This window comes from Streptococcus cuniculipharyngis (assembly GCF_007859195.1).
Classification (GTDB): domain Bacteria; phylum Bacillota; class Bacilli; order Lactobacillales; family Streptococcaceae; genus Streptococcus; species Streptococcus cuniculipharyngis.
Window position 1 is genome coordinate 77,663 of record NZ_VOHL01000002.1, and the last position, 21,858, is coordinate 99,520.

Below are 21,858 nucleotides of genomic sequence, written 5' to 3' on the forward strand. Positions count from 1 at the left end.
GATAAACGAACATCACTATCTAGTGTAACAAAAACCTAAAAATACTTCTACTCATAAAACTAAAAATGTCAAGTTTTGTTCAAAAAATACTCCCCTTTTCTCCTCAACACTCAAAGAAAAGATAGTCTCTTTGTGAAATTTCTGCTATTTTATGATAGAATAGGAGGGAAAGAAACTTTTGGAGGAAGACATGTCCACAGAACATATGGAAGAACTTAACGACCAACAGATTGTGCGTCGTGAAAAAATGATTGAACTAGCTGAGCAGGGCATTGATCCCTTTGGTAAGCGTTTTGAACGTACTGCTGACTCAGCTGGGCTCAAGGCTAACTACGCCGATAAAGACAAGGATGAATTAAATGACTTAGGGCACACTGCTATTATCGCTGGTCGGATGATGACCAAACGAGGTAAGGGCAAGGCCGGCTTTGCCCATATCCAAGACCGTGAAGGCCAAATTCAAATCTATGTTCGCAAGGACATGGTTGGCGAAGACAATTATGAGATTTTCAAAAAGGCTGATTTAGGAGACTTCCTTGGCGTGGAAGGTCAGGTTATGCGGACTGACATGGGAGAATTGTCCATCAAGGCAACCAAACTCACCCACCTCTCAAAATCACTCCGTCCCCTACCAGAAAAATTCCACGGGCTAACAGATATTGAAACCATCTATCGCAAGCGTTATCTAGACTTGATTTCTAACCGTGAGAGCTTTGAGCGTTTTACAACACGTAGCCGTATTATTTCAGAAATCCGTCGCTATCTTGACAGCTTGGGCTATCTTGAGGTAGAAACGCCAGTGCTTCACAATGAAGCTGGTGGGGCTGCTGCTCGTCCTTTCAATACCCATCATAATGCGCTCAGTATGGACATGGTACTCCGCATCGCCCTGGAACTCCATCTTAAACGCTTGATTGTTGGTGGTATGGAGAAGGTTTATGAAATTGGTCGTGTCTTCCGTAATGAGGGGGTGGACCAAACCCACAATCCTGAATTTACCATGCTGGAACTTTATACAGCCTACCATGATTACACTGATGTCATGGACTTGACCGAGGGCATTATCCAACATGTGGCGAAAACGGTCAAGGGAGAGGGGCCTATCAGCTATCAAGGGACTGAATTGAATATCCACCAAGCCTTCAAACGTGTCCATATGGTTGACGCCATCAAAGAAGAAACTGGTGTTGATTTCTGGCAAGACATGAGCCTAGAAGAAGCCACTGCCCTGGCCAAGGAGCACAAGGTCGCTGTGGAAAAACACTTTACTGTCGGCCATATTATCAATGCTTTCTTTGAAGAATTTGTTGAAAACACCTTGATTCAACCAACCTTTGTCTATGGTCACCCCGTTGAAATTTCACCACTGGCTAAGATGAATGACGAGGACAAACGCTTTACTGACCGTTTTGAACTCTTTATCATGACCAAAGAATACGGTAACGCCTTTACCGAACTCAATGATCCACTTGACCAGCTTGAACGGTTCAAAGCCCAAGCCAAGGCTAAAGAATTGGGAGATGATGAGGCTACTGGCATTGACTATGATTATGTTGAAGCCCTTGAATACGGTATGCCACCAACAGGTGGACTAGGCATCGGTATCGACCGTCTGTGCATGTTGCTCACAGACACCACCTCTATCCGTGATGTCCTCCTCTTCCCAACCATGAAATAAATACCTATGAGAACCAATCGACTGATGGCCAGCCTATCGGCCTTGATATTTATAGCCTACGGCTTATTTTCCCAATCCAGCAATAGAACCATGTTTATCTACTTAGGGGTGGTCTTTATCATCATCGCCTTGGCAGATTATCTCAAAAAGAAAAAGTAGTCTAAGGTCTTTAGACTACTTTTTTGAACGAAAGGCATCCAGCAAGGTTTGAAATTCGTCATTGCTGAGGGTAATGCCCTTGCCCATCTTACTATGGTCTGGACTCCAAGAACGAATGTCATACTTGGGCTCTGCCCCATTAAAACTCACTCGGTTTAATTCCTTAGTCCAGCCTTTATCATTAGTTGACAGGACTAAAAGCTCCTCAACAATCTCAAAAGTAAATGTCGCCATATTGACCTCCTTATCTTATTTATTCGTCAAATAGACCACAACTATTATACCAAAAAGGAGAAAAATTGAGTTTTTTGGCGATTCAATGTGACAAAGCCCCTTCCTTATGATATAATAAAAGAGATTAATATAGAGGGAGGGGAATATGTCAACCAATGTCAATAGACAACGGCAAGAAGAACGAGAAGAAGACCTACAAGTTTCTTATTCGCCTAAGTACAGAGAATTTCAAGAGTTGAATAGCAACAGCGCAAAATTCCGCGAGCTCGTTTTCTTTGCCCGTGTTGCCATTTTCTCCATCATGACAGTACTCATTTGCTTTGTCCTTCTCTCCTTAGGAATACAGTCCCTCTGGGCCTTTCTGCTATCACTCTTGATTAGTTTTGCCCTTAATTCGACCCTATCTTATTTTATTTTTTCAATGAAACATTAACCAACAGGTAAGCTTGATGAAAGACTACCTGTTATTTTTTATAAAATATGTGAACATGCCACAAATTTTCGCTAGATTTGCTGCTCAACCCAGTGATTTTTATTTCTACCTTAACCTGACCTAACCCATCACAAATCCAAACCCACTAGATGTGACCAAGTCAGGCTAATCCTATTCTTTCCTTGTACCTGCATCTTATCATAAGTCTCACAACAAACCAGACGAAAAGAGCCTAGTCCAGTCAACTAGGCTCTTTTAATCGTCTACCCCCGTAAGGAATTCGCTAAGAACTCCTACTCTTTTTCTTGACTTGTTTGCTCTTGATACTCAATAACAATATCGTCTACCACAACGCCTACTTTGGGCAATTGCTGATCAGCCACGTCTTGAGAATCATCTCCTTCTAGCTCCTCTTGAACCTTAGTTTTGACCTGATTAAGACCATCACTTGCTAAATCCAAGACTTCCCCCGTTCGCTCCTTCAAGTTTGCCAACAAATCTTCCTTGGTCAACTCACCTGTCTCCCATTGCTGCTTATAAGACTGTACTTGATTAAGCGCCTTATCCTTATAACCTATAACCATTTCTTTCAACTTTTGGTTATAATCCTCAGGAGACTCTTGATAATCTGTTACAAAGTCGGTAACCTTCCCTTGTAACTGTTTCCCCTTTTGACTCGTCAACAAGTAAGCGGCTGCCGCTCCTGATAGACTACCCCAAAATACGGTCTTCAATAACTTAGTCATCTATTTTCCTCCTTTTTTCCGAAATAATTTTGTCGCCATCCGAGTTGCTCCGGTCGCAACACCTGCCTTGACAACACTTGACCCCGTGCTAGCCTTTTGGCTAAACTGACGGGCTTGAGTGTTCAAATCTGAAACACTAACCGATAAATCAGCCACAGCTGCAAAAAGGGGATCAATGGTTGATACCTTACCATTGACATCTTCCACTAAAACATTTGTTTTAGCCAATAATTCATTGGTCAAATGCAGGGTAACATCTAAATCGCTAGTTAATACCTGAATGGTCTTGGTTGTCTCGTCCACTGTCCGAGAAACCTTACTTAGTAAAATAACCAAATAGACCACTAACAAAACAACTGCTAAGGCAATAATTAATAGGGCAATGCCACCTAAATCCATTTATCTATTCTCCTCTAACTATTAAACATGACAAGTCACTACAGATGGTAGGCTACCTTGTCTTTTTGACCACGACCAACAAGAAGTAATCCTAGACCAAGAATCACCAAGATCAAGGATAACCACTGGGAAACTCGAATAGACAACCACATCAGGCTATCTGTCCGCATACCTTCAATGATGAAACGCCCCACACCATACCAAATGAGATAGAAGGCTGTAAAATCGCCTCGTTTAAGAAAATCCTTGCGACGACTAGCTCCCATCATCACAATAAATCCTAAAAGATTCCATAGGGATTCATATAAAAAAGTCGGTGTACGGTAATCACCATCAATATACATCTGTTGCCGGATAAAGGTTGGCAGGTAGTTGAGGTTTGCAACTGCCTGACCATAAGCCTCCTGATTGAAGAAATTTCCCCAGCGGCCGATACTTTGGGCTAAGATAAGACTGGGAGCGATCAAATCTAAGAAATCTAAAGTATTGATAAAACGACGGCGGGTAAACCAGTAAACACAAGCAATTCCTGTTAAAATCCCACCGTAAATCGCAATACCCCCATTCCAAATGGCTGGTATTTCAGCCAGATGGTCCTTATAGTAGGACCAGGAAAAAATAACATAGTATACTCTTGCTCCCAAGATGGACAAGGGAAAGGCTAGTAAAATCAAATCCAAGACGTCATCAGCTGTAATCTTTTTACTAGGAGCAGCCTTAATGGCCAAGTAAACACCTAAGATTAAGCCAACTACAATACAAATTGCATACCAACGAATAGTCAAGGGACCTAGCTCAATTAAAATCGGACTAATCATGGCTAGCTCCATTCTCACTAATCAATTGCGTCAACCGATCTTCAAACGTCTTAGTCGCATCATAGCCCATCTGTTTAGCTCGATAATTCATGGCTGCTGCTTCAATAACTACTGAAATATTCCGTCCTGTTTTGACAGGAATCCGAATATAAGGAATCTTCACTCCCGACAGCTCGATTTCTTCTTTTTTATTTCCCAGACGGTCAAAATCCTTATTAGGTTCATAATTTTCCAGATAGACCGCTAGTTGGACCTGAGAGGAATTGCGAACAGCACTCGCCCCATAAAGGCTCATCACATCAATAATCCCAACCCCTCTAATTTCCAAAAGATGGCGAAGAATCTCGGCCGGTTCTCCCCAAAGGGTTTCCTCATCTCTGGCATAAATATCCACTCGGTCATCAGCTACTAGACGGTGGCCACGTTTCACCAACTCCAAGCCCGTCTCGCTCTTACCAATACCACTATCGCCTTGAATCAGAACCCCCATGCCATAAATATCCATCAGCACGCCATGGACACTGGTCCGCTCAGCTAGACTTGAATTGAGGTACCAAGACATCTCACCAGATAAAATACTGGTCGGTAGGTGACTACGCAACAAGGCTGTGCCTTCCTCTTGAGCAGCTTGAAGCATTTCCTCTGGAATCTCCAAACTACGCGCCACAACCATTGCCGGTGTGCTATCTCGAAACATATGCTTCAAGACAGCATAACGATTATTGGCTGTCATGGCCATCATATAGGACCATTCCTTCATTCCAATCAGCTGAATACGCTCAGGAGCATAATAGTCGAAATACCCTGTCATTTCCAAACCTGGACGAGAAATATCAGAAGTTGTAATCGGTTTAGATAAGAGGTCATCATTGGCATAAATCGTCTCTAACTTGACCTTATCAACTAGCATCTTTACAGTAACTGTCATATGTTCTCCTTTTTATTTATTTTAACATATTTCAGGTCAAAAGAGAAAGTGGGAGCACAAAGTCGATCATCATCTTTCCTTGTACCCCCACTACTGATTACTTTATTAGTAGCTACCAAACCCAGTCGTCATCTTCAACAACCTTAGCTTCCTTGCGCCTTCTTCCTCGAGCTTGCTGACTATAAGTCTCTTTTTCCTCTAGCTTATAAGGCAATATGCTTGCCATGACGATATAGAGAAAAAGACCAAAACCACCTGAAAAATAGATAAAAATAGCCGTCAGAACCCGAGCTAAACTCAAATCCCAGCCAAACTTATCCGCCAGGCCAGCAATCACGCCACTAACTACTCTACCTCGTTTTAATTTATAAAATGCTGATGTCATCATAATCCTCCTGTTCTGGATTGTAATCAACTTTTATGATTCGATTATAACCCGGATTAGCTCTATTGTCATCAGTCCTATGACTGATTTTTCTCTTTCAACCTGCCATGACACTTACCACAACGATAACGGGCTAGATTTAACCGCCGCTTTCTCTGGTAGCTGAGATGACAAAAAACGCAAAAATAATGATAGCCATTCCCTTTTTCCGATAAGGATGGAGCATACCGCAGACCATCCACTTGGGCTAATAGCTGCTTAAAATCTTGGTCACGATGGCGATAACCCCGACCTTGGAAATACAGGTGGTAGTGACAGAGCTCATGACGGACAATTTTCCGGAAAATAGCCTCTCCATATTCCTGATAGATGCCTAAATTAAAATCCAAATGCCCATCACCAGGAAAGAAACGACCTCCCGTTGTTCGTAGTCGCTTATTCCAATAAGCTTGGTGGGTAAATTCCCAACCAAAATCCTCTAGCGACACCTGCTTAACATAGTCAGTGAGTCTCATCTGGCTTGACCAAACTTAAATTAATTTTACCACGCTGCACATCAATGGACTTGATCCATACGGTAACAATCTCTCCGACAGAGACCACCTGGCTCGGGTGCTTAACAAAAGAGCGTCGCATATCAGAAATATGAACAAGGCCATCATCATGGATCCCAATATCCACAAAGGCCCCAAAATCAACCACATTACGGACCGTCCCCTCTAACTGCTGACCAACTTGCAAATCCTTGATGTCTAGAACATCCTGGCGAAGAACGGGAGCTTCAAAATTATCTCGTAAGTCACGACCTGGCTTAAGCAAATCCTCCACAATATCTTGCAAGGTCAAGACCCCAACCTCTAATTGTTGAGCCATTGTTAAGACATCTAACTGCTCAAGGGTCTCCTTAGCCTCTTGAGTTAGCTCAGTCAATCCCAACGTATGGAATAATTTTTCCACAATCGGATAAGATTCCGGATGGACCCCTGTATTATCTAAAAAATAATCACCTTCTGGAATTCGCAAAAATCCTGCAGCTTGTTCAAAAGCCTTGGCCCCCAAACGGGGAACGCTTTTAATTTCCTGTCGACTACGAATTCCCCCTCGGGCCTCACGAAAACTAACGATATTTTCAGAAATGGTTTTGTTTAAGCCCGCCACACGGGAAAGCAAGGCAGGACTGGCTGTATTGATATTGACCCCAACTTGGTTGACCACTGTTTCTACCACAAAATCCAATTTTTCTGATAGTTTTTTCTGACTAACATCGTGCTGATATTGACCAACCCCAATAGACTTAGGATCAATCTTGACTAGCTCGGCCAAAGGATCTTGCAGGCGGCGGGCAATGGAAATGGCAGAACGTTTTTCAACCGTCAAATCAGGAAATTCAGCCCGCGCCAAATCGCTGGCTGAGTAAACCGATGCCCCACTCTCATTAACAATCACATAGGAAACTTTGGGATGATTTTTCAAGACCTGGGCAACAAAGGCCTCACTTTCGCGACTGGCTGTCCCATTACCAATAGCAATCAGCTCAACCCCATAATCCTCTAATAATTGTGACAAACTAGCCTTGGCCTGTTCAATCTTGGCTTGCGAGGCTGGTGGCACTGGATAGATTACCTCTGTGACCAACAATTTACCGGTCTGGTCAACAACTGCCAACTTGGCCCCTGTCCGAAAGGCAGGGTCAAAACCGAGGACCACTTTCCCTTTAAGGGGAGAGACCAGGAGTAACTGACGAAGATTGTTTGAAAACAAATCAATGGCTCCATTTTCTGCCTGTTCACTCAGTTCTGACCTAATCCGTCGCTCCATGGCTGGGATGATTTTGGTTTTGGCTGCCTTAGTTACGGCTTCTTCAATGTAAGGATTGACCTGCTTAAAACGAGCCAAATAAAAACGAAGGATTTTGTCCAATTGATGGGTAAATTTGACCGTTAAAACCCCTAATTTTTCACCACGATTGAGGGCTAGTAGGCGGTAGCCTTTCAGATCTTTGACCCTTTCACTAAACTCATAATACATCTTAAAGGTTTCTTGAGCATCTAGGTCCGGAGCTTTGAGACTAGACACCAGCTGACTATTGGCCCAAATGTCATTATAGGTCCAGGAACGCAGGTTGTTATCTTCTGCTAAGGCTTCAATCAGAATATCTACCGCTCCTGTTAAGGCAGCAGCTACCGTTGGAAATGCCTCACTAAGAAATTGTTGAGCTTTTTCTTCCAACTGACGATCATCCAAAAGCAGCAAGCGGGTCAAGTCTGCCAGCCCATGCTCACGCGCAATGGTGGCCTTGGTCCGCCGTTTTTCCTTATAAGGTAAATATAGCTCTTCCACATCAGCCAGTTTCTCTGCCTGTAAGATAGCCAGTTTCAGATTGTCTGTCAGTTTACCCTGTTGGTCAATCTTAGTCAAGACCGTTTGTTTACGATCAGCCAAATTGGTTAAGCTCTTGTCCAAATCAAGAATAGCCTTGATTTGCACTTCATCCAGGTTTCCTGTTAATTCCTTACGGTAACGCGCAATGAAAGGGATGGTATTTCCCTCAGCCGCCAGATTAAGCACCTGACTGACTTGTTTGTCTTTCAGCCCCAATTCCTGGGCAATTTTAATCATATTTTCCATGACCCTATTATACCCTTTTTCAGCCAAAATGGCACATTGGGATCATAAATTAAATACTTCATTGCCTTTGTGAAGGAAACTATTAACATTAGATTAAAAATAAAAGACAATATCAAAAAATAATGTCATTTTGCTATCATTTATCTGGTAAACAATCATATTATTTGTTTTTTCAAACAAAAGATGGTATGCTAAAGATGTTAACAACTCTTATCTATTTTATATAGATGCCTTGAGTGAAACTACCGGTAGCACTCATTCACTGCTCTTCTTATGACAGTGATGTCAGCCATTGTGAGGAAAGGGATTAGCTAACTTTTCTCAGAACATTTCATCGCGTGATAGGGGGAGACCAAACTGGTCCATTGTAGGTTCTACAACAATCCCCCTATCTCTACTGAACTAAGAATAACTAAAGGAGTATGATATGTCAGAAGAAAAATTGAACGCAAAACTTGAACAAGTTGCAGGTGGTGTTAAAGAGGCCTTTGGTAAGGTTACCGGTGACAAGGCAACGGAAACTGAGGGTCAAGTAGGAACATTGGCCGGCAAAGCCAAAGAAACCTTGGAGGATGTTAAAGACACTGTCAAAGGTGCCCTTTCTGGTCTCAGCAAGGACTAAACAAATCTTCCTCCCAACAAGATAGCCAAGGGCAGCTTCCCTTGGCTTTTTCTTTTTATGTCAATTGAGAATGATGATTTTCTCCATTAACACCTTGCTCCAAGACAGAAGAATCTAACCTGCCCTTAGCCTAGGAAGTGATGAAAACAGTAGCTTATGATACAATAAATAGTGCTGGAATATTGTTCAGCTTTCAAGAAAAAACGTGAGATTTTTAAGGAAATCATTAGTTTTTAGGAGATCATCATGTCACCAAGGAGTTTATCTCATGACTATCCTATCTTTTCTCCCCAATAGTCTCTTGCAAGTCCTAACCATTTTTATGTCTATTATGATTGAGGCTCTTCCCTTCATTTTTTTAGGAACCTTACTATCAGGTTTTCTTGAAGTCTTTATCACCCCGGAGCGAATGAGCAACTACTTACCTAAACACCCCTTAGGCCAAATTATGTTTGGTCTTCTAGCTGCCTTCTTCTTCCCCTCTTGTGAATGCGGCATCGTTCCAATTGTTCATAAGCTACTAGAAAAGAAGCTACCTAGCCATGCAGCCATCCCCTTTATGATGACCGCTCCGGTTATCAATCCCATTGTACTCTTTGCTACCTACTCAGCCTTTGGCTACTCCTGGACCTTTGTCATCTTACGACTCGTGGGGGCCAGTCTAGTAGCCTTCTGTATGGGGTTGGCTCTGGTCTATCTTATCAAACCTGATATTTTAAAAGACGAGCCTCCTCTTAAGAAGCACCATCATCATGAAGCAAAAACGGTTAGGGCTAAACTACTGTTTGTCAGTCGTCATGCCATTGATGATTTTTTCAACACGGGGAGCTATCTGGTTGGGGGAAGTCTAGCAGCTGCTGCTATGCAAGTCTATCTGCCAACAACCTGGCTCAGACAGGTTACCCAAACACCTAGTTTAGCTATTTTAGCCATGATGGGGCTAGCCTTTACCCTCTCCCTTTGTAGTGAGGCTGATGCCTTTATTGGAGCTTCCTTGCTTGGAAGTTTCGGAATAACACCCGTACTAGCCTTCCTCCTGTTTGGTCCCTTACTTGATTTGAAAAATCTACTGATGATGAGAAAAGTGTTTAAGCCCACCTTTATTTGGCAATTTATTGCCCTCTCAAGTAGCCTCGTCTTACTGTTCAGCCTAATTCTGGAGGTACTCCTATGAGTCGATTTTTTATCCTAGCTGGTTATTTTGAACTGGCCATCTACTTGCAATTAACAGGAAAACTTGATCAATATATCAGCCGCCACTATCGCTACCTCGTCTACTTGTCCATGGTACTCAGTTTATTTTTCTTACTAAATCAACTCTATATTTGGATGAAAGAGAGTCAACAAACAAGAACAGTAGACAAAAAATCAAACCAGTTGTCCTTCATTCTGCTGAGTTTTCCCCTACTTGTCGGCTTTTTTCTCCCCCAAGTCAGCTTAGACTCTAGTATCGTTGAGGCCAAGGGATATCACTTTCCAACTGCTCTGCCAACTGGTAAAACCAGTGATCCTACAGACGATACTAATCAACAATACCTAAAACCAGATTCCAGTTCTTATTTTACCCCCACCAGTTATCAACAAGAAATGACTCAGGCCCTTAAAAAATATGATGGTCAAGAAACCATTACCATTAACCAAGACAATTACATGGAAGTTTTGGAACTCATCTATCTGTTCCCCCAGCAGTTTGTCAACCGTCAAATTAGTCTCACTGGCTTTGTCTACAACAAGCCTAAGTCAAGCAAGGAACTCTACCTCTTTCGTTTTGGCATTATCCACTGCATTGCTGATTCAGGAGTCTATGGCCTTCTAACCAAAGGCTATCAGAAAAACTTCCCTGATAATAGCTGGCTCAGGGTTACTGGAACCCTGCACTTGGGCTACCAAAAAGACTTAAACCAAAGACTTCCTTTCCTACAAGTTAGCCAAGTCGCCCTGATTGACCCACCTGACAATCCCTATGTTTATCGAGCATTTTAAAAGGAATCCGACTTCAATTATGCTATAATGAAATAAATTACTAGTAAGGAGACTAGAATGTTTCACAAAGACTTTTCCATCATGCTTTACAGTTCTGATGTCCTAGCTGACAAGACTTTCTGGCAGGCGATTGGCTTTACCATTACGGATAAGGAAGACCTGATGGGCTACCCAACATTTGATATGAAAGTTGACGCCACATCACCTGTTACCTTTACCGTCTTTGACTTGGAATTTATCAAGCAGGTTTCTCCTGAGGTCGCTAATCACCAGCCCAGCATCCTCTTTGAAACTGAACATTTAGCTGAGCTTCACAGCAACATCAAGGCTCATGCTCCCGCTATTGGGGATATTCAAGACCAACCCTTTAGAAACTTTAATTTCCAGGCACCTAGTGGCCACTACTACGCCGTGAAAGAAAAATAAAAAAACATCTGGCTTTTATCAGTCTCGCTCTTAGGCAAGCTGACCAAAGCCAGGTGTTTTGTTGTTACTGTTGACGTAAATAATCAAGGGCTTCTTGAACATTTTTCACAGGTACAATTTTCATTTTAGTCTTGAGTTTTTCGGCCGCTTGAAGGGCTTCTTGATAATTGGTTTTAGCATCAGGATTTTCTTTCAAAATAGCCTCATCTACTGGATTGTTGGGAACAAAGAAAATATCCGCTCCACTCTTATCAGCGGCAACCACCTTGAGTCCGGCGCCACCAATATCTCCTACTGACCCATCTTGTTCAATGGTTCCCGTCCCAGCAATTACCCTTCCCTTGCGGAGATCTTCATCAATCAATTGATCATAAATGGCTAGGGTAAACATCAAGCCTGCACTTGGGCCTCCGACACCGTCTAAGGTGAATTTAACAGCCACATCCGAAGAGATCTGTGTATGGTCAACTAGACCGATACCGATCCCATTTCTGCCGTTAGATAATTTGATAATCTTCCCCTCAGCTGATTTTTGCTTACCATCTGAGGTGTATTGCACACTGACCTTGTCACCAATGGTCAATCCACCGACATAATCAATCAACTCTTTTGAACTCTTGAACGTTTTATCATTAACCCCAGTCACCGTATCTGCTAGATTTAAAATACCTCTGAAAGTCGAATCTTCCGCCACATCAAGGACATAAACACCAAGAAAGTCAAGGCTGACCGGTCGATCTGCTAGTTTAAGGGCCTGATAAACCGCTCCATTTTGTGAGGTTTCCATATAAAATTGATTAATGCGGACATAATCCTCTTCACTATAACCACCTGTTGTTCCCTTTTCCGACTGAATCTCACTAAAAGGAGTTAGCCAGGCATAAATGACGTGAGCTAGGGTAGCCCGACCAACACTGACAGCCGTGAAATAATAAGAACCCTTCTTCTTATCCTCTTTACCATCAACCGTTAGGGCTGTTCTAATATCATAGGCTCCGCCAGGAAGCTCTAAGTAATAGGGCAAAGGGTATAAAAAGGCAAAGAGCACGACTAGAACTGAGCAGAGGCTCAGTAGCCACCATTTAAATCGTTTGTTTTTTTTCATGACATTCATTCACTTTCCTTACTACTGCTTGGGGAACAAAGGGGCTGATATCTGCGCCAAAGGCAATTAACTCCCTAACTCGACTGGAGCTAACATGCTGCCACTGGGGAGCCGTCAAGAGAAAAATCGTCTCCAAGTCTTCCGCGAGTTGCTGATTAAAAAAGGATAATTCCATCTCATAGGCTAAATCATTAGCGTTACGCAAGCCACGAACTAGATGGGTCACTCCTAATTCTTGAGCAATATCCACCGCCAAACTGTCTTGGGCCAGAATCACCTTGACATTGGCCAGGTCTTGCAAACTAGCCCTGAGTAATTTTTGGCGGGTAGCTACATCAAAATAACCAGACTTGTCACGATTAAAAAAAATTCCTACATAAAGCTGGTCAAAAAGCTGACTAGCCCGTCTAATGATGTCCAAATGCCCAAAAGTGACCGGATCGAAACTACCTGCCAACAGACCAATTCTACCTGACATAGACCGTTACCTTACTAATCCCATAAATTTTTTGCTTCCAAATCCCAAAGTTACTGATTTCCTCTGGCAGGTCCACCGCCCTATCCGTCTCACAGACAATCATAACCTCCTGTGCTAGGAGGGCTCGTTCTTCCAGTTCAGTCACCTGACGGACAATCTCCTCCTCGGCATAAGGAGGATCTAGCAGAACCAAATCAAATTTTCCAGTTAGTTGTTGCAAGGCCCGATTGGCATCCATCCTTAACAGGGTGAAAGCCGCCAGTGCCTGGGTCATTTTAATATTTTCCTCGATAATTTGCTGGGCTTTTCGGTCTTTTTCTACCAAAACGGCACTGTCCATGCCACGTGAAATAGCTTCGATGGCCAAACCACCACTGCCCGCAAATAAATCAAGAACTCGTCCCCCTTCAAAATAAGGACCAATCATGTTGAACATGGCCCCCTTAACCTTGTCTGTCGTTGGTCTTGTCGTTCGACCCGCTAAGGTTTTCAAGGGACGACCACCAAATTCTCCTGCTACAACTCTCATAACCCCTATTATAACAGATTTTTAAGTAAATGATGAAAAAAGAAAGAGAAAATCTTGATTTCTCCCTCCTTATCCTCAATCATACTGTCTCAGAAAATCCGACAAGGCAGCCAAACCAGCCACCAAAACATCTCTGGGGGCACAATAGCCCAAGCGAGCATAGCCAGGCAGGTCAAAACGATTGCCTGGCACCAGGAGCACTCCCTTTTCCTTGAGAAGACGGATACAGAAACTTTCTGTCTCTTCTGGAATAGCTAACTTGATAAAAGAGGTGGACACATGGCGGGGAAAGACCAGAGACACACGTGGCTCCTTGGCCACCCAATCCTTGACTAGGGCTAAATTTTCCTCAACAATGGAACGGTTACGTTGTAAGATGTCGTCCTTGTGTCTCAAAACATGGGTTGCGATAAAATCATCAAAAACACCCCCACAAATCATGGTGTAATCACGATATTTCCTAAATAAATCCGTCAGCTGATTATTGGCTACCACCCAACCAATCCGAATACCAGGCACGGAATAGGTTTTGGAGAGACTGTTGGTTGAAATTCCCTTGTCATACAGGTCAACAATAGCCGGTATTTCAAGCCCTAGCTCTAAGGGTTGGTAAACCTCGTCAGACAGGATATAAGCCCCCACCTTTTGGGCAATACTGACCAATTCCGTCAAGTAGCTAGCGTCCATCAGGGCTCCTGTCGGGTTGTTGGCATTATTGATACAAATCATCTTGGTATTGGGACGGATGAGTTGACGTAAGTCAGCCAAAGAGGGCAGCCAACCATCTTCCTCCCTAATCTGCCAGAGGCTGACTTCAGCCCCCAGCGAACGTGGGATATCTGTCAGCTGCTGATAGGTGGGATAGAGGGAAATCACATGGTCTCCTGGTTCAATCAAGGCATAGAGGGCCAAGTAATTAGCCCCTGTCGCACCGTTGGTCTGTAAGACCTGACTGGGCTTGACCCTTTTATAAAGTTTGGCAACCTCTTCCTTAAAGTCTGGTGACCCCTCAATCCAGCCATAATTCATCTTTTTGGGCAAGAGTTGACTTAAAAGCTTTTCCTTCCCAGACCCTAGCTGAAAAATTTCTTCCAAGGTCAGCGAGGCGATTGAACTGCCCGCAATATCATAGATGGCATCATTTTCCCAAGTATTGAGCCATTCTTCCACGCCAAAGGCCTTTATTTCCATAAATTCTCCTTTCTTGTGCTAAAAGAGTTTGGCTAACCAAACTCTTTTATGCTATCTTAAATCGTAATTTGACCACCAAAGAGGCGAGCAAGAGCCCAGATGGCACCAAGGACTAAAACAGCCACCAAGAGCCATTCTTTTTGTGAAAAGACGGTCTTGAAACCAGCCTGTTTACGGGCCTGATAATAAAAGGCAATCCCAGCCAAATAGGCAATCAAGCAGAGCAAAACATAGTCAAATCCTGACACCCAGATGACCCAGATGAAGAAGGCTGAACCCGCCAAGCCAATCCAGAGTTGCCCCATTTCCTTGGTTTGATAGGCCAATTTGACCTGATAAAGCACCACATATAGCCAAGAAATAAACATAGAGGCGGTACATAGAGTATAAGCAAACTGATAGGCTTGGTCTGTCACCAAGAGGGTCAGCATAAAGACCTGAATCAAGGCGGTCATGAAAACCAAAGAGAAGGTTGGCACGTCCTTGTCATTAAGTTCAGCAAATTTAGGCGACAAGAGGTGACGTTGAGCCATGATGGCTGTTGTTTCCACTGGCAGCATCATCCAAGACAACCATGAACCAAACAAAGAAATCACCAAGGCAATATTAACAAAAATGGGAAACCAGCTTCCGACGTCTTGGGTAAAGACATAGCCTAGGGCTGGACTAGGTAGATTGGCAATCTGCTCTTGTGTCAAAATACCATAAGGCAAGATAGAAGCCGACACATAAATGATAGCCAGGCTAATCAAACCAAGAACTGTTGATTTACCAACAACAGATTGACTCTTAGCACGATCTGACATCATAGCAGCTCCCTCAATACCAACGAAAACCCACATGATGGTCATCATGGAATTTTGCACCTGTTTGGCAACACTGCTCAATTCAAACTGACCTGACTGGGTACCCCAAAAATTAGTCATAAAGGTATCCATATCAAAAAAGAGAAAGGCCAAGATGATACAAAGGGCTAGGGGCACAATCTTACAAACAGCAATAATGGTATTGAGGACAATAGCACTTTCCACCCCACGATTAACCAAGTAGCACAAGAACCACAAGAGGGCTGAACCCACCGCAATGGAGAGGAAATTATCACCATTACCAAAAATCGGAAAGAGACGTGACAGGGTCTTCATCATCATGATAACAACCGACACCGTTCCTAACCAGGCCGACAACCAGTAACCCCAGCCACTGATGAAGCCATTAAAGGGACCAAATCCCTCTTCAGCATAACTCACAATACCTGCCAGCTCTGGTTTTTTCTGACCAATATTAACAATTGACAAACAGAGGGTCAAAACACCCATACCCGCAATCAGCCAACCTAGTAAGGCACCTCCTGGTGCAGTAGCGGCTGCCATATCCGTCGGAATAGCGAAAATTCCTGATCCAATAGAGGAACTAATCACCAAAGCGGTTAAAGCAAAAACCCCAACTTTTTTGGAATTTGTTGACATAAATATACTCTCCTAAGTTTTATTTTTTATAATAATACCAAAAATACTAGTTTTTTGCAAGATTATTTTTCATCTTTTTTTGCAAAAAATTTCATTATCCTTATCAATAAGTATTTTTAATTCGCCAATCACTCCTTGATATCCGAATAAAAAATATAAAATACGATTATTTTGTTTACATTTTACTTTTTATTTGTTATACTAAAGATACATCTGTTTATGATTCATGGTTAGAAAAGGAGAAATGATGAACAAAAAAGAAGCACGGCATCAGTTAATTCGCTCCTTGGTTACAGAAACCAAGATTCACACCCAATTAGAATTACAAGAAGCTCTTAAAAAAAATGGTGTCAATGTTACCCAAGCCACCTTGTCTCGTGACATGAGGGAACTTAATTTGGTTAAGGTCGCCTCAGACGATTCACACTATGAAATTCATAGTGTCTCACAGGCTCACTGGGAGCAACGACTGAGATTTTATATGGAAGATGCCTTGATTATGCTACGACCAGTTCAACACCAAATCGTCTTGAAGACCCTGCCTGGTTTGGCACAATCCTTTGGCTCTATTATTGATGCCATGCAATTACCCGAAATCATCGCAACCATTTGTGGAGATGACACCTGCTTGCTCATTTGTGAAGATCAAGAAGCAGCCCAGCGTGGCTTTGAGGAACTAAGCAAATATACCCCTCCCCTATTTTTCTTTGGGGACAAGTAACTTCTACCAAGATCATAGCACGAAACAAGTCATAATAAATCCTCTGTTCATCTGACAGAGGATTTATTATATGCTTATAAGTCTAAACAACTATTGTTCTTATCTAGAATGGTGATAGCAGCTTTGGCTGATAAGTAGTCACTAGCCTGCTGGCCGATAAAGTTGAGAGCTGCCAAGAGGTCATCCTGCCGCTCTGGCTCCAATAATTCAATGACCACAAAGGCATTTTTCGTTTGCTCCCTAATCATGGTACGGTGGCCATCTCGCCAATTCAAACACCGACAAACCGCCCCTTGGTCATCCTTGTAGCAGATTTCTCCTGGTAGGGTTGGGTTATTCTCCCCATCGCCAATCAGATAAAAATCATCGCCACCCTCAGTCTGGGTCAGGTACAAATCGCCGACAAAGGTGTCTAAATCCTCGGCTCCCACAGGTAGGGCATAACGCAGACTAGCTGCATTATAAATATCAACCAGAGGATTGATAGAGGTCACTGCTCTATCTCCTTGGCTCCGCTTCAACAGGGCCTCAATACTACACCGGGCACCTTTTTTGGTCTTAAATTTTTGATAGGCCTGACGGTAAACCTGAATGACAGGATTGTCACTAAAATTAGCTGCCGTCAAATATTGTTGAGCCATTTGGTTGCTCTCCGCCAAGAGGTCAACCAAGGACTGGGGCGAGTCACCAATGGCTTGATAGTCTTTCAACAAGACCACACCAATCTTGGCTTGAGGAAAAAGCTCCCAAAAGGATTGGTCAATGATAAATTTAGTCATCTGCTACTCCTATTTTTCTAAAATCATTAGTTCTAGCAATTAAGCAAGCTCATCAGAGGCCAGAAAACTCAACAAGACCTGGGCTGATTTTTTACCGGCTTCAATAATAAATTGGTCAAAGGTAATATTAGCATCATGTTCAGCTGTGTCACTCATGGCTCGGACAACGACAAAGGGAAGTTGACAGGCCTGTGCTGCTTGAGCAATAGCTGCCCCTTCCATCTCTACTGCCAAGACTTGGGGAAAGGCTTCTTTGATAGCAGCAATCTTGTCCTGACCAGCAATAAAACTATCCCCAGTCGCAATCAAACCTAAATGGCTAGGTAGGTGGTTTTCAGCTAAAACAGCCTTGAATGTCTTAATAAAAGCAGGCTCACTCTCGAAATACAAGGGTTGCATGGACATTTGGCCATAGGCATAGCCAAAGGCAGTCAAATCCACATCATGATAAGCTAGGCGGTCAGCCACAACCACATCACCCACTGCTAGTCCAGTCTTAACTGCACCTGCTGAACCGGTATTGACGATAGCCTCAACCCCAAATGTTTCCGCTAAAATCGCCACACTCATAGCTGACATGACCTTGCCAACCCCACTCTGAACCAAGACCACCTCATGATGGCCCAAGCGACCCGTATAGTAGGTCTTGTCTAAAACTAAGTGTTCTTCTTTATCCACCAAATGCGCCAGCAGGAAACTCAATTCTTCCTGCATGGCGGCAATAATTCCAAATTTCATCCCTTTTCCCTACCATTTCAAAATTGCGTAAATCAAGAGAGCCAACAAGGTCAAGACCAAAAACAAAATCAAGTTCAATCGCCGTTGAAACTGTTTTCGCTCAGCCTGAGCCTGACGCCGACTCCTGAGCGGCTCTCTGCTTGTTAACGGTTGTTTTTTCATCATGTCTCTCCTAGGCATTAGCCAAATGTAAGGCATAATATTGCAAGGCAATAATGGTCTTGGCATCTTCAATCTGACCCGTCTCAACCAGGGTCATGCAATCTTCATAGCTAAGCTCCAAGACTTCAATAAATTCATCCTCATCTTGGGGACGGGGATTTTCTACCTTGGTCAAGTCCCTAGCCAGATAGAGCTTGATTTTTTCATTACAAAAACCAATGGCGGTATAAAATTCATAAAGCAAATCTAGCTGACCAGTGTAGGCCGTTTCTTCTTCCAACTCACGTAGGGCCGCCTCTTTTTCTGAACCTGTCTCCCCAAGTTCTAGCTTACCTGCTGGGATTTCATAGGAGACCTTCTCAATGGCTTTGCGGTATTGTTTGACCATAATAATCTTCTGGTCAGGCGTGACGGCTAAGATAGCCACCGCTCCTTTATGAAAAATCAATTCTCGGCTACTTTGACCACCATTGGGAAAAGACACCTGATCGACTGCTACATCAAAAATCCTTCCTTGAAAAACAAGGTCACGTTTGAGGGTTTTTTCTTCCATAGTACTCACTTCTCTTTTTGTTGAGGATGGTGGGGAAACTTGACCGCATAACCTTCCTTGGTCACCTGACGACTACGTCCCAAAGCCAAAGCATCGGCTGGGACATCTTCATTGATGACAGATCCTGCCGCCGTTAAGGCATAATCTCCCACCGACAGGGGTGCAATCAGGGTTGATTGACTACCAATAAAGGCTCCCTTGCCCACTTTGGTTCTATATTTGCCCTTACCATCGTAATTGACCGTAACCGTTCCTGCACCGACATTAACATCTGGACCAATCTCAGCATTGCCAATATAAGTCAAATGGCCTGCTTTGCTATTTTCTCCAATGCTTGATGACTTAACCTCGACAAAATTACCAATATGAACCTGATCTGCCAGCTCAGAATCTGGACGGATATGGGCATAAGGACCAATGGTTACACCAGAACCAATGATCGACTCTTCAATCATGGAATGGGTCACAACCACACCTTCTCCCAACTGAGAATCCACAATAACCGTTCCATTAGTCAAGAGTGTTTCTGAGCCAATCTTGGTCTTCCCTTGCAAGACCACATTGGCCTCTACTTGCACATCAGCTGCCAATTCAACATCAATATCAATGTAAGTTCTTTCTGGGTCAATAAAGGTTACTCCATTGAGCATATGTTCTTGGTTAATGCGTTGTCGCATGATCTTTTCAGCTGTCGCCAGGGCCACTCGGTCATTGACACCCAGACTTTCGTTAAAGTCCTGCAACTTGTAGGCACCGACCTTTTCGCCAGCTTCCTTGAAAATGCCAATCACATCCGTCAAATAGTATTCCCCTTGAGCATTGTCAGTATTGATATTTTTCAGGGCTTCAAATAAGCGTTTATTATCAAAAACATAGGTGCCAGTGTTAATTTCCTTGATTTGTTGCTCAAAATCAGTAGCATCTTTTTGCTCAACAATCTTGACCACTTCATCAATTTTATTGCGAACAATACGGCCATAGCCAAAAGGATTGTCAGCCTGGGCAGTCAAAATGGTGGCCACATTTTTATGGCTAACATGAAAATCAATCAAACCTTTCAAACTCTCGCCAGTAATCAAGGGGGTATCGCCTGCAATCACTAAGGTTTGACCTTCCAAGGCTGCCAACTGGTCTTCAGCCATTAAGACCGCATGACCTGTCCCCAACTGCTCGGTCTGGAGGACAAAATCGGTTTGCCCCTCTAAGACTTGCTGGACCAACTCAGCCTGATGCCCCACTACCGTTACCATTTTTTCAGGGGCAATGGCAGATACACTGCGAAAAACATGCTCCAACATGCTGATACCTGCCACTTGATGCAAGACCTTAGGCAAGTCTGATTTCATGCGAGTGCCTTTGCCTGCTGCCAAAATAATTGCGTAATTACTCATACTAACCATTCTTCCATTTCTAACTTAAACTTACCCTACCATTATATCATATTTTAAGACGGCAACCAAAAAACAGCCCAAAGGACTGTTTTCAAAGTCTGAATCAGATAGGAGGTCAACTGACCTATGTGAGCCTGTCTCCTTGACATAGGAAAATGGGGACCCCTCATAAACAGTCAGATTTAGCAAGAATTTTTCTCTAGTGCCAACTCCTGAAACCGTGTCAAATTACTTTCTTCTGCTTGATATTCTGCAGGATAAGGGTAAGATTTGCCGATTTTTTCAAAGGTTTTCAGAGCCTCTTGTGCTTTTTTCTGGTCTCTTTTGGCTAGGGAATAATAGGCATAGCAAAAAACAGCAAAACTGGGTTGCGACTTGGCAAGATTATGAACCAGTCGCCAATCTTTCTTTGTTAAAATCGGTGACACGTCCTTTTGCAAGAGCAGCTCGCAGTAATTTTGATCAACCTTGAGAGCCACAGCATAAATTTGCGACCAAGCAGCAGCTGACCAGTCCAGTTCTTCTAGATAGGCTAGGGCTTCCTCCAGCTCTCCCTTGGCCATCAACCAATTCACATGGTTAACCGCAGCCCCCTGTCCTAGGCTAACTTGCAGATGGTCTGGCTCTGGTTTGGGAAAATAAGTTTCCGGTAGTTCTGCCAGCTCCTTTCCTTGAGCCAATTGAGCATTGACAGCCAAGATAGCCCACCAATAGACTTGAGTTTCCGGCTGACGATAAAGTCCCCAGCAATTAGCACCATCATTAGCAATAACACCCGTCAGGGGAATTAAATTGATTAGGGCAAAAAGAAGGCCAAAATGGGCCAGGAAAAGCAAGAACTCGTGGGGCTTAGCAAGGAATATCGCTGCACTGAGAAAACTGATCACCAGATTAGCAAGACCACCACCAAGATTGTAGAGCACATAAGGTAAGCGACCACCTACCAAGTCTGGCGGTGACATTAAGGCTTGACCTGCCGTTCCTGGAATGGAATACCTAAAAAACTTGATTTTCCCATCAACCTGCTGCCACATGAGATTGAAAAAGCGATAGGAGACAAAACCATAGCCTGTCAACCAGCCAAAAAATAAGTGCCCTAGCTCATGAAGGGCAATTTGCAGGACAAAGGCAAGAACCAGATAGATGAGCGTTAAAACCGGCCAGTCAAAGGATAGCTTAGACCAATAGATAATACTAGACACAAAATGCGTGCCATAAAACCCCATCAAACCTGACAAAATCATCACGAGAATGCTTGATAAATGCTTTTTCATACCTTTCCTCCCAGAACAAGGCTTTCTTTCAT

The 21,858-nt window shown here is 43.2% G+C and carries 27 protein-coding genes; 8 read left to right on the forward strand and 19 right to left on the reverse strand.

From position 1 onward, the window contains the following. Positions 1-190 precede the first annotated feature (190 nt). Both lysS and FRX57_RS07625 read left to right on the forward strand, forming a co-directional pair. Positions 191-1,678 carry a lysine--tRNA ligase gene (gene lysS, locus FRX57_RS03785; RefSeq protein ID WP_146566856.1) on the forward strand — a complete coding sequence of 496 codons (1,488 nt, stop codon included), beginning with the start codon at positions 191-193 and terminating at the stop codon, positions 1,676-1,678. Between the two features lie 6 nt (positions 1,679-1,684). Beyond that, positions 1,685-1,837 carry a hypothetical protein gene (locus FRX57_RS07625; protein WP_186600821.1) on the forward strand — a complete coding sequence of 51 codons (153 nt, stop codon included), beginning with the start codon at positions 1,685-1,687 and terminating at the stop codon, positions 1,835-1,837. 15 nt (positions 1,838-1,852) lie between these two features. Here FRX57_RS07625 and FRX57_RS03790 read toward each other — a convergent pair whose 3' ends face one another. Beyond that, positions 1,853-2,071: a YdbC family protein gene (locus tag FRX57_RS03790; protein ID WP_146566859.1), complete on the reverse strand. Its 219-nt coding sequence runs from the start codon at positions 2,069-2,071 to the stop codon at positions 1,853-1,855. A gap of 145 nt (positions 2,072-2,216) precedes the next feature. On the opposite strand from FRX57_RS03790, the gene FRX57_RS03795 reads away from it, so the two are divergent. Then, positions 2,217-2,504 (forward strand): DUF3270 domain-containing protein, encoded by a 288-nt coding sequence (locus FRX57_RS03795; RefSeq protein ID WP_146566861.1) that lies wholly within the window; start codon positions 2,217-2,219, stop codon positions 2,502-2,504. 293 nt (positions 2,505-2,797) lie between these two features. On the opposite strand, the gene FRX57_RS03800 is transcribed toward FRX57_RS03795, so the two are convergent. The 7 genes from FRX57_RS03800 to FRX57_RS03830 form a co-directional block, all read right to left on the reverse strand. Then, positions 2,798-3,250, reverse strand: a complete 453-nt coding sequence (locus tag FRX57_RS03800; RefSeq protein WP_146566863.1) for a YtxH domain-containing protein — start codon at positions 3,248-3,250, stop codon at positions 2,798-2,800. Then, positions 3,251-3,649: a DUF948 domain-containing protein gene (locus tag FRX57_RS03805; RefSeq protein WP_146566865.1), complete on the reverse strand. Its 399-nt coding sequence runs from the start codon at positions 3,647-3,649 to the stop codon at positions 3,251-3,253. It abuts the gene before it with no gap. Between the two features lie 38 nt (positions 3,650-3,687). Next, entirely contained in the window at positions 3,688-4,467 is a 780-nt protein-coding gene (gene lgt, locus FRX57_RS03810) for a prolipoprotein diacylglyceryl transferase (RefSeq protein ID WP_146566867.1), read from the reverse strand. Next, on the reverse strand, positions 4,460-5,395 hold the full coding sequence (hprK, locus tag FRX57_RS03815) for an HPr(Ser) kinase/phosphatase (protein ID WP_146566869.1): 936 nt from the start codon (positions 5,393-5,395) through the stop codon (positions 4,460-4,462). The genes lgt and hprK overlap by 8 nt, the downstream gene beginning before the upstream one ends. Positions 5,396-5,507: 112 nt before the next feature. Beyond that, the gene (locus FRX57_RS03820; protein ID WP_146567257.1) at positions 5,508-5,780 is read right to left on the reverse strand and encodes a PspC domain-containing protein; all 273 of its coding nucleotides are present in this window, start codon (positions 5,778-5,780) and stop codon (positions 5,508-5,510) included. A gap of 77 nt (positions 5,781-5,857) precedes the next feature. Beyond that, entirely contained in the window at positions 5,858-6,295 is a 438-nt protein-coding gene (locus FRX57_RS03825; RefSeq protein ID WP_146566871.1) for a SprT family protein, read from the reverse strand. After that, complete coding sequence (locus FRX57_RS03830; protein WP_146566873.1) at positions 6,282-8,408, reverse strand: Tex family protein; 2,127 nt, start codon at positions 8,406-8,408, stop codon at positions 6,282-6,284. The genes FRX57_RS03825 and FRX57_RS03830 overlap by 14 nt, the downstream gene beginning before the upstream one ends. A 427-nt stretch (positions 8,409-8,835) precedes the next feature. Between FRX57_RS03830 and FRX57_RS03835 the strand changes: the two genes are divergently transcribed. From FRX57_RS03835 to FRX57_RS03850, 4 genes are all read left to right on the forward strand, one after another. Then, a complete protein-coding gene (locus tag FRX57_RS03835; protein WP_146566875.1) occupies positions 8,836-9,030 on the forward strand; it encodes a CsbD family protein in 195 nt (64 codons plus the stop codon). A 268-nt stretch (positions 9,031-9,298) separates the two neighbouring features. Continuing rightward, a complete protein-coding gene (locus FRX57_RS03840) occupies positions 9,299-10,204 on the forward strand; it encodes a permease (protein WP_146566877.1) in 906 nt (301 codons plus the stop codon). After that, positions 10,201-11,013 carry a TIGR03943 family putative permease subunit gene (locus FRX57_RS03845; RefSeq protein ID WP_146566879.1) on the forward strand — a complete coding sequence of 271 codons (813 nt, stop codon included), beginning with the start codon at positions 10,201-10,203 and terminating at the stop codon, positions 11,011-11,013. The genes FRX57_RS03840 and FRX57_RS03845 overlap by 4 nt, the downstream gene beginning before the upstream one ends. A 57-nt stretch (positions 11,014-11,070) precedes the next feature. Then, positions 11,071-11,439: a VOC family protein gene (locus tag FRX57_RS03850; RefSeq protein ID WP_146566881.1), complete on the forward strand. Its 369-nt coding sequence runs from the start codon at positions 11,071-11,073 to the stop codon at positions 11,437-11,439. A 64-nt stretch (positions 11,440-11,503) separates the two neighbouring features. Here the strand turns inward: FRX57_RS03850 and FRX57_RS03855 are convergent, their stop codons facing one another. From FRX57_RS03855 to arcD, 5 genes are all read right to left on the reverse strand, one after another. Beyond that, positions 11,504-12,544, reverse strand: coding sequence for a SepM family pheromone-processing serine protease (locus FRX57_RS03855; RefSeq protein WP_146566883.1), 1,041 nt, complete (start codon positions 12,542-12,544; stop codon positions 11,504-11,506). Continuing rightward, positions 12,522-13,022 carry a pantetheine-phosphate adenylyltransferase gene (gene coaD, locus FRX57_RS03860; protein WP_146566885.1) on the reverse strand — a complete coding sequence of 167 codons (501 nt, stop codon included), beginning with the start codon at positions 13,020-13,022 and terminating at the stop codon, positions 12,522-12,524. Before coaD ends, FRX57_RS03855 begins: the two co-directional genes overlap by 23 nt. Continuing rightward, positions 13,012-13,551 (reverse strand): 16S rRNA (guanine(966)-N(2))-methyltransferase RsmD, encoded by a 540-nt coding sequence (rsmD, locus tag FRX57_RS03865; RefSeq protein WP_146566887.1) that lies wholly within the window; start codon positions 13,549-13,551, stop codon positions 13,012-13,014. Before rsmD ends, coaD begins: the two co-directional genes overlap by 11 nt. 75 nt (positions 13,552-13,626) lie before the next feature. Continuing rightward, positions 13,627-14,742 carry an aminotransferase gene (locus FRX57_RS03870; protein WP_146566889.1) on the reverse strand — a complete coding sequence of 372 codons (1,116 nt, stop codon included), beginning with the start codon at positions 14,740-14,742 and terminating at the stop codon, positions 13,627-13,629. Between the two features lie 56 nt (positions 14,743-14,798). Continuing rightward, entirely contained in the window at positions 14,799-16,208 is a 1,410-nt protein-coding gene (gene arcD / locus FRX57_RS03875) for an arginine-ornithine antiporter (RefSeq protein ID WP_146566891.1), read from the reverse strand. Positions 16,209-16,455: 247 nt separating this feature from the next. Between arcD and FRX57_RS03880 the strand changes: the two genes are divergently transcribed. Further along, the gene (locus FRX57_RS03880) at positions 16,456-16,929 is read left to right on the forward strand and encodes an arginine repressor (RefSeq protein WP_146566893.1); all 474 of its coding nucleotides are present in this window, start codon (positions 16,456-16,458) and stop codon (positions 16,927-16,929) included. A gap of 74 nt (positions 16,930-17,003) precedes the next feature. Here FRX57_RS03880 and FRX57_RS03885 read toward each other — a convergent pair whose 3' ends face one another. From FRX57_RS03885 to FRX57_RS03905, 6 genes are all read right to left on the reverse strand, one after another. Further along, positions 17,004-17,708 (reverse strand): B3/B4 domain-containing protein, encoded by a 705-nt coding sequence (locus FRX57_RS03885; RefSeq protein ID WP_146566895.1) that lies wholly within the window; start codon positions 17,706-17,708, stop codon positions 17,004-17,006. 39 nt (positions 17,709-17,747) lie between these two features. Then, the gene (locus tag FRX57_RS03890; protein ID WP_146566897.1) at positions 17,748-18,446 is read right to left on the reverse strand and encodes a 5'-methylthioadenosine/adenosylhomocysteine nucleosidase; all 699 of its coding nucleotides are present in this window, start codon (positions 18,444-18,446) and stop codon (positions 17,748-17,750) included. Positions 18,447-18,455: 9 nt separating this feature from the next. After that, positions 18,456-18,626 carry a hypothetical protein gene (locus FRX57_RS07630; RefSeq protein WP_484377507.1) on the reverse strand — a complete coding sequence of 57 codons (171 nt, stop codon included), beginning with the start codon at positions 18,624-18,626 and terminating at the stop codon, positions 18,456-18,458. Continuing rightward, positions 18,619-19,161 (reverse strand): NUDIX domain-containing protein, encoded by a 543-nt coding sequence (locus tag FRX57_RS03895; protein ID WP_146566899.1) that lies wholly within the window; start codon positions 19,159-19,161, stop codon positions 18,619-18,621. Before FRX57_RS03895 ends, FRX57_RS07630 begins: the two co-directional genes overlap by 8 nt. A 5-nt stretch (positions 19,162-19,166) precedes the next feature. Further along, positions 19,167-20,552 (reverse strand): bifunctional UDP-N-acetylglucosamine diphosphorylase/glucosamine-1-phosphate N-acetyltransferase GlmU, encoded by a 1,386-nt coding sequence (gene glmU, locus FRX57_RS03900; RefSeq protein ID WP_146566901.1) that lies wholly within the window; start codon positions 20,550-20,552, stop codon positions 19,167-19,169. Positions 20,553-20,734: 182 nt separating this feature from the next. After that, positions 20,735-21,826: a M50 family metallopeptidase gene (locus tag FRX57_RS03905; protein ID WP_146566903.1), complete on the reverse strand. Its 1,092-nt coding sequence runs from the start codon at positions 21,824-21,826 to the stop codon at positions 20,735-20,737. Positions 21,827-21,858 lie beyond the last annotated feature (32 nt).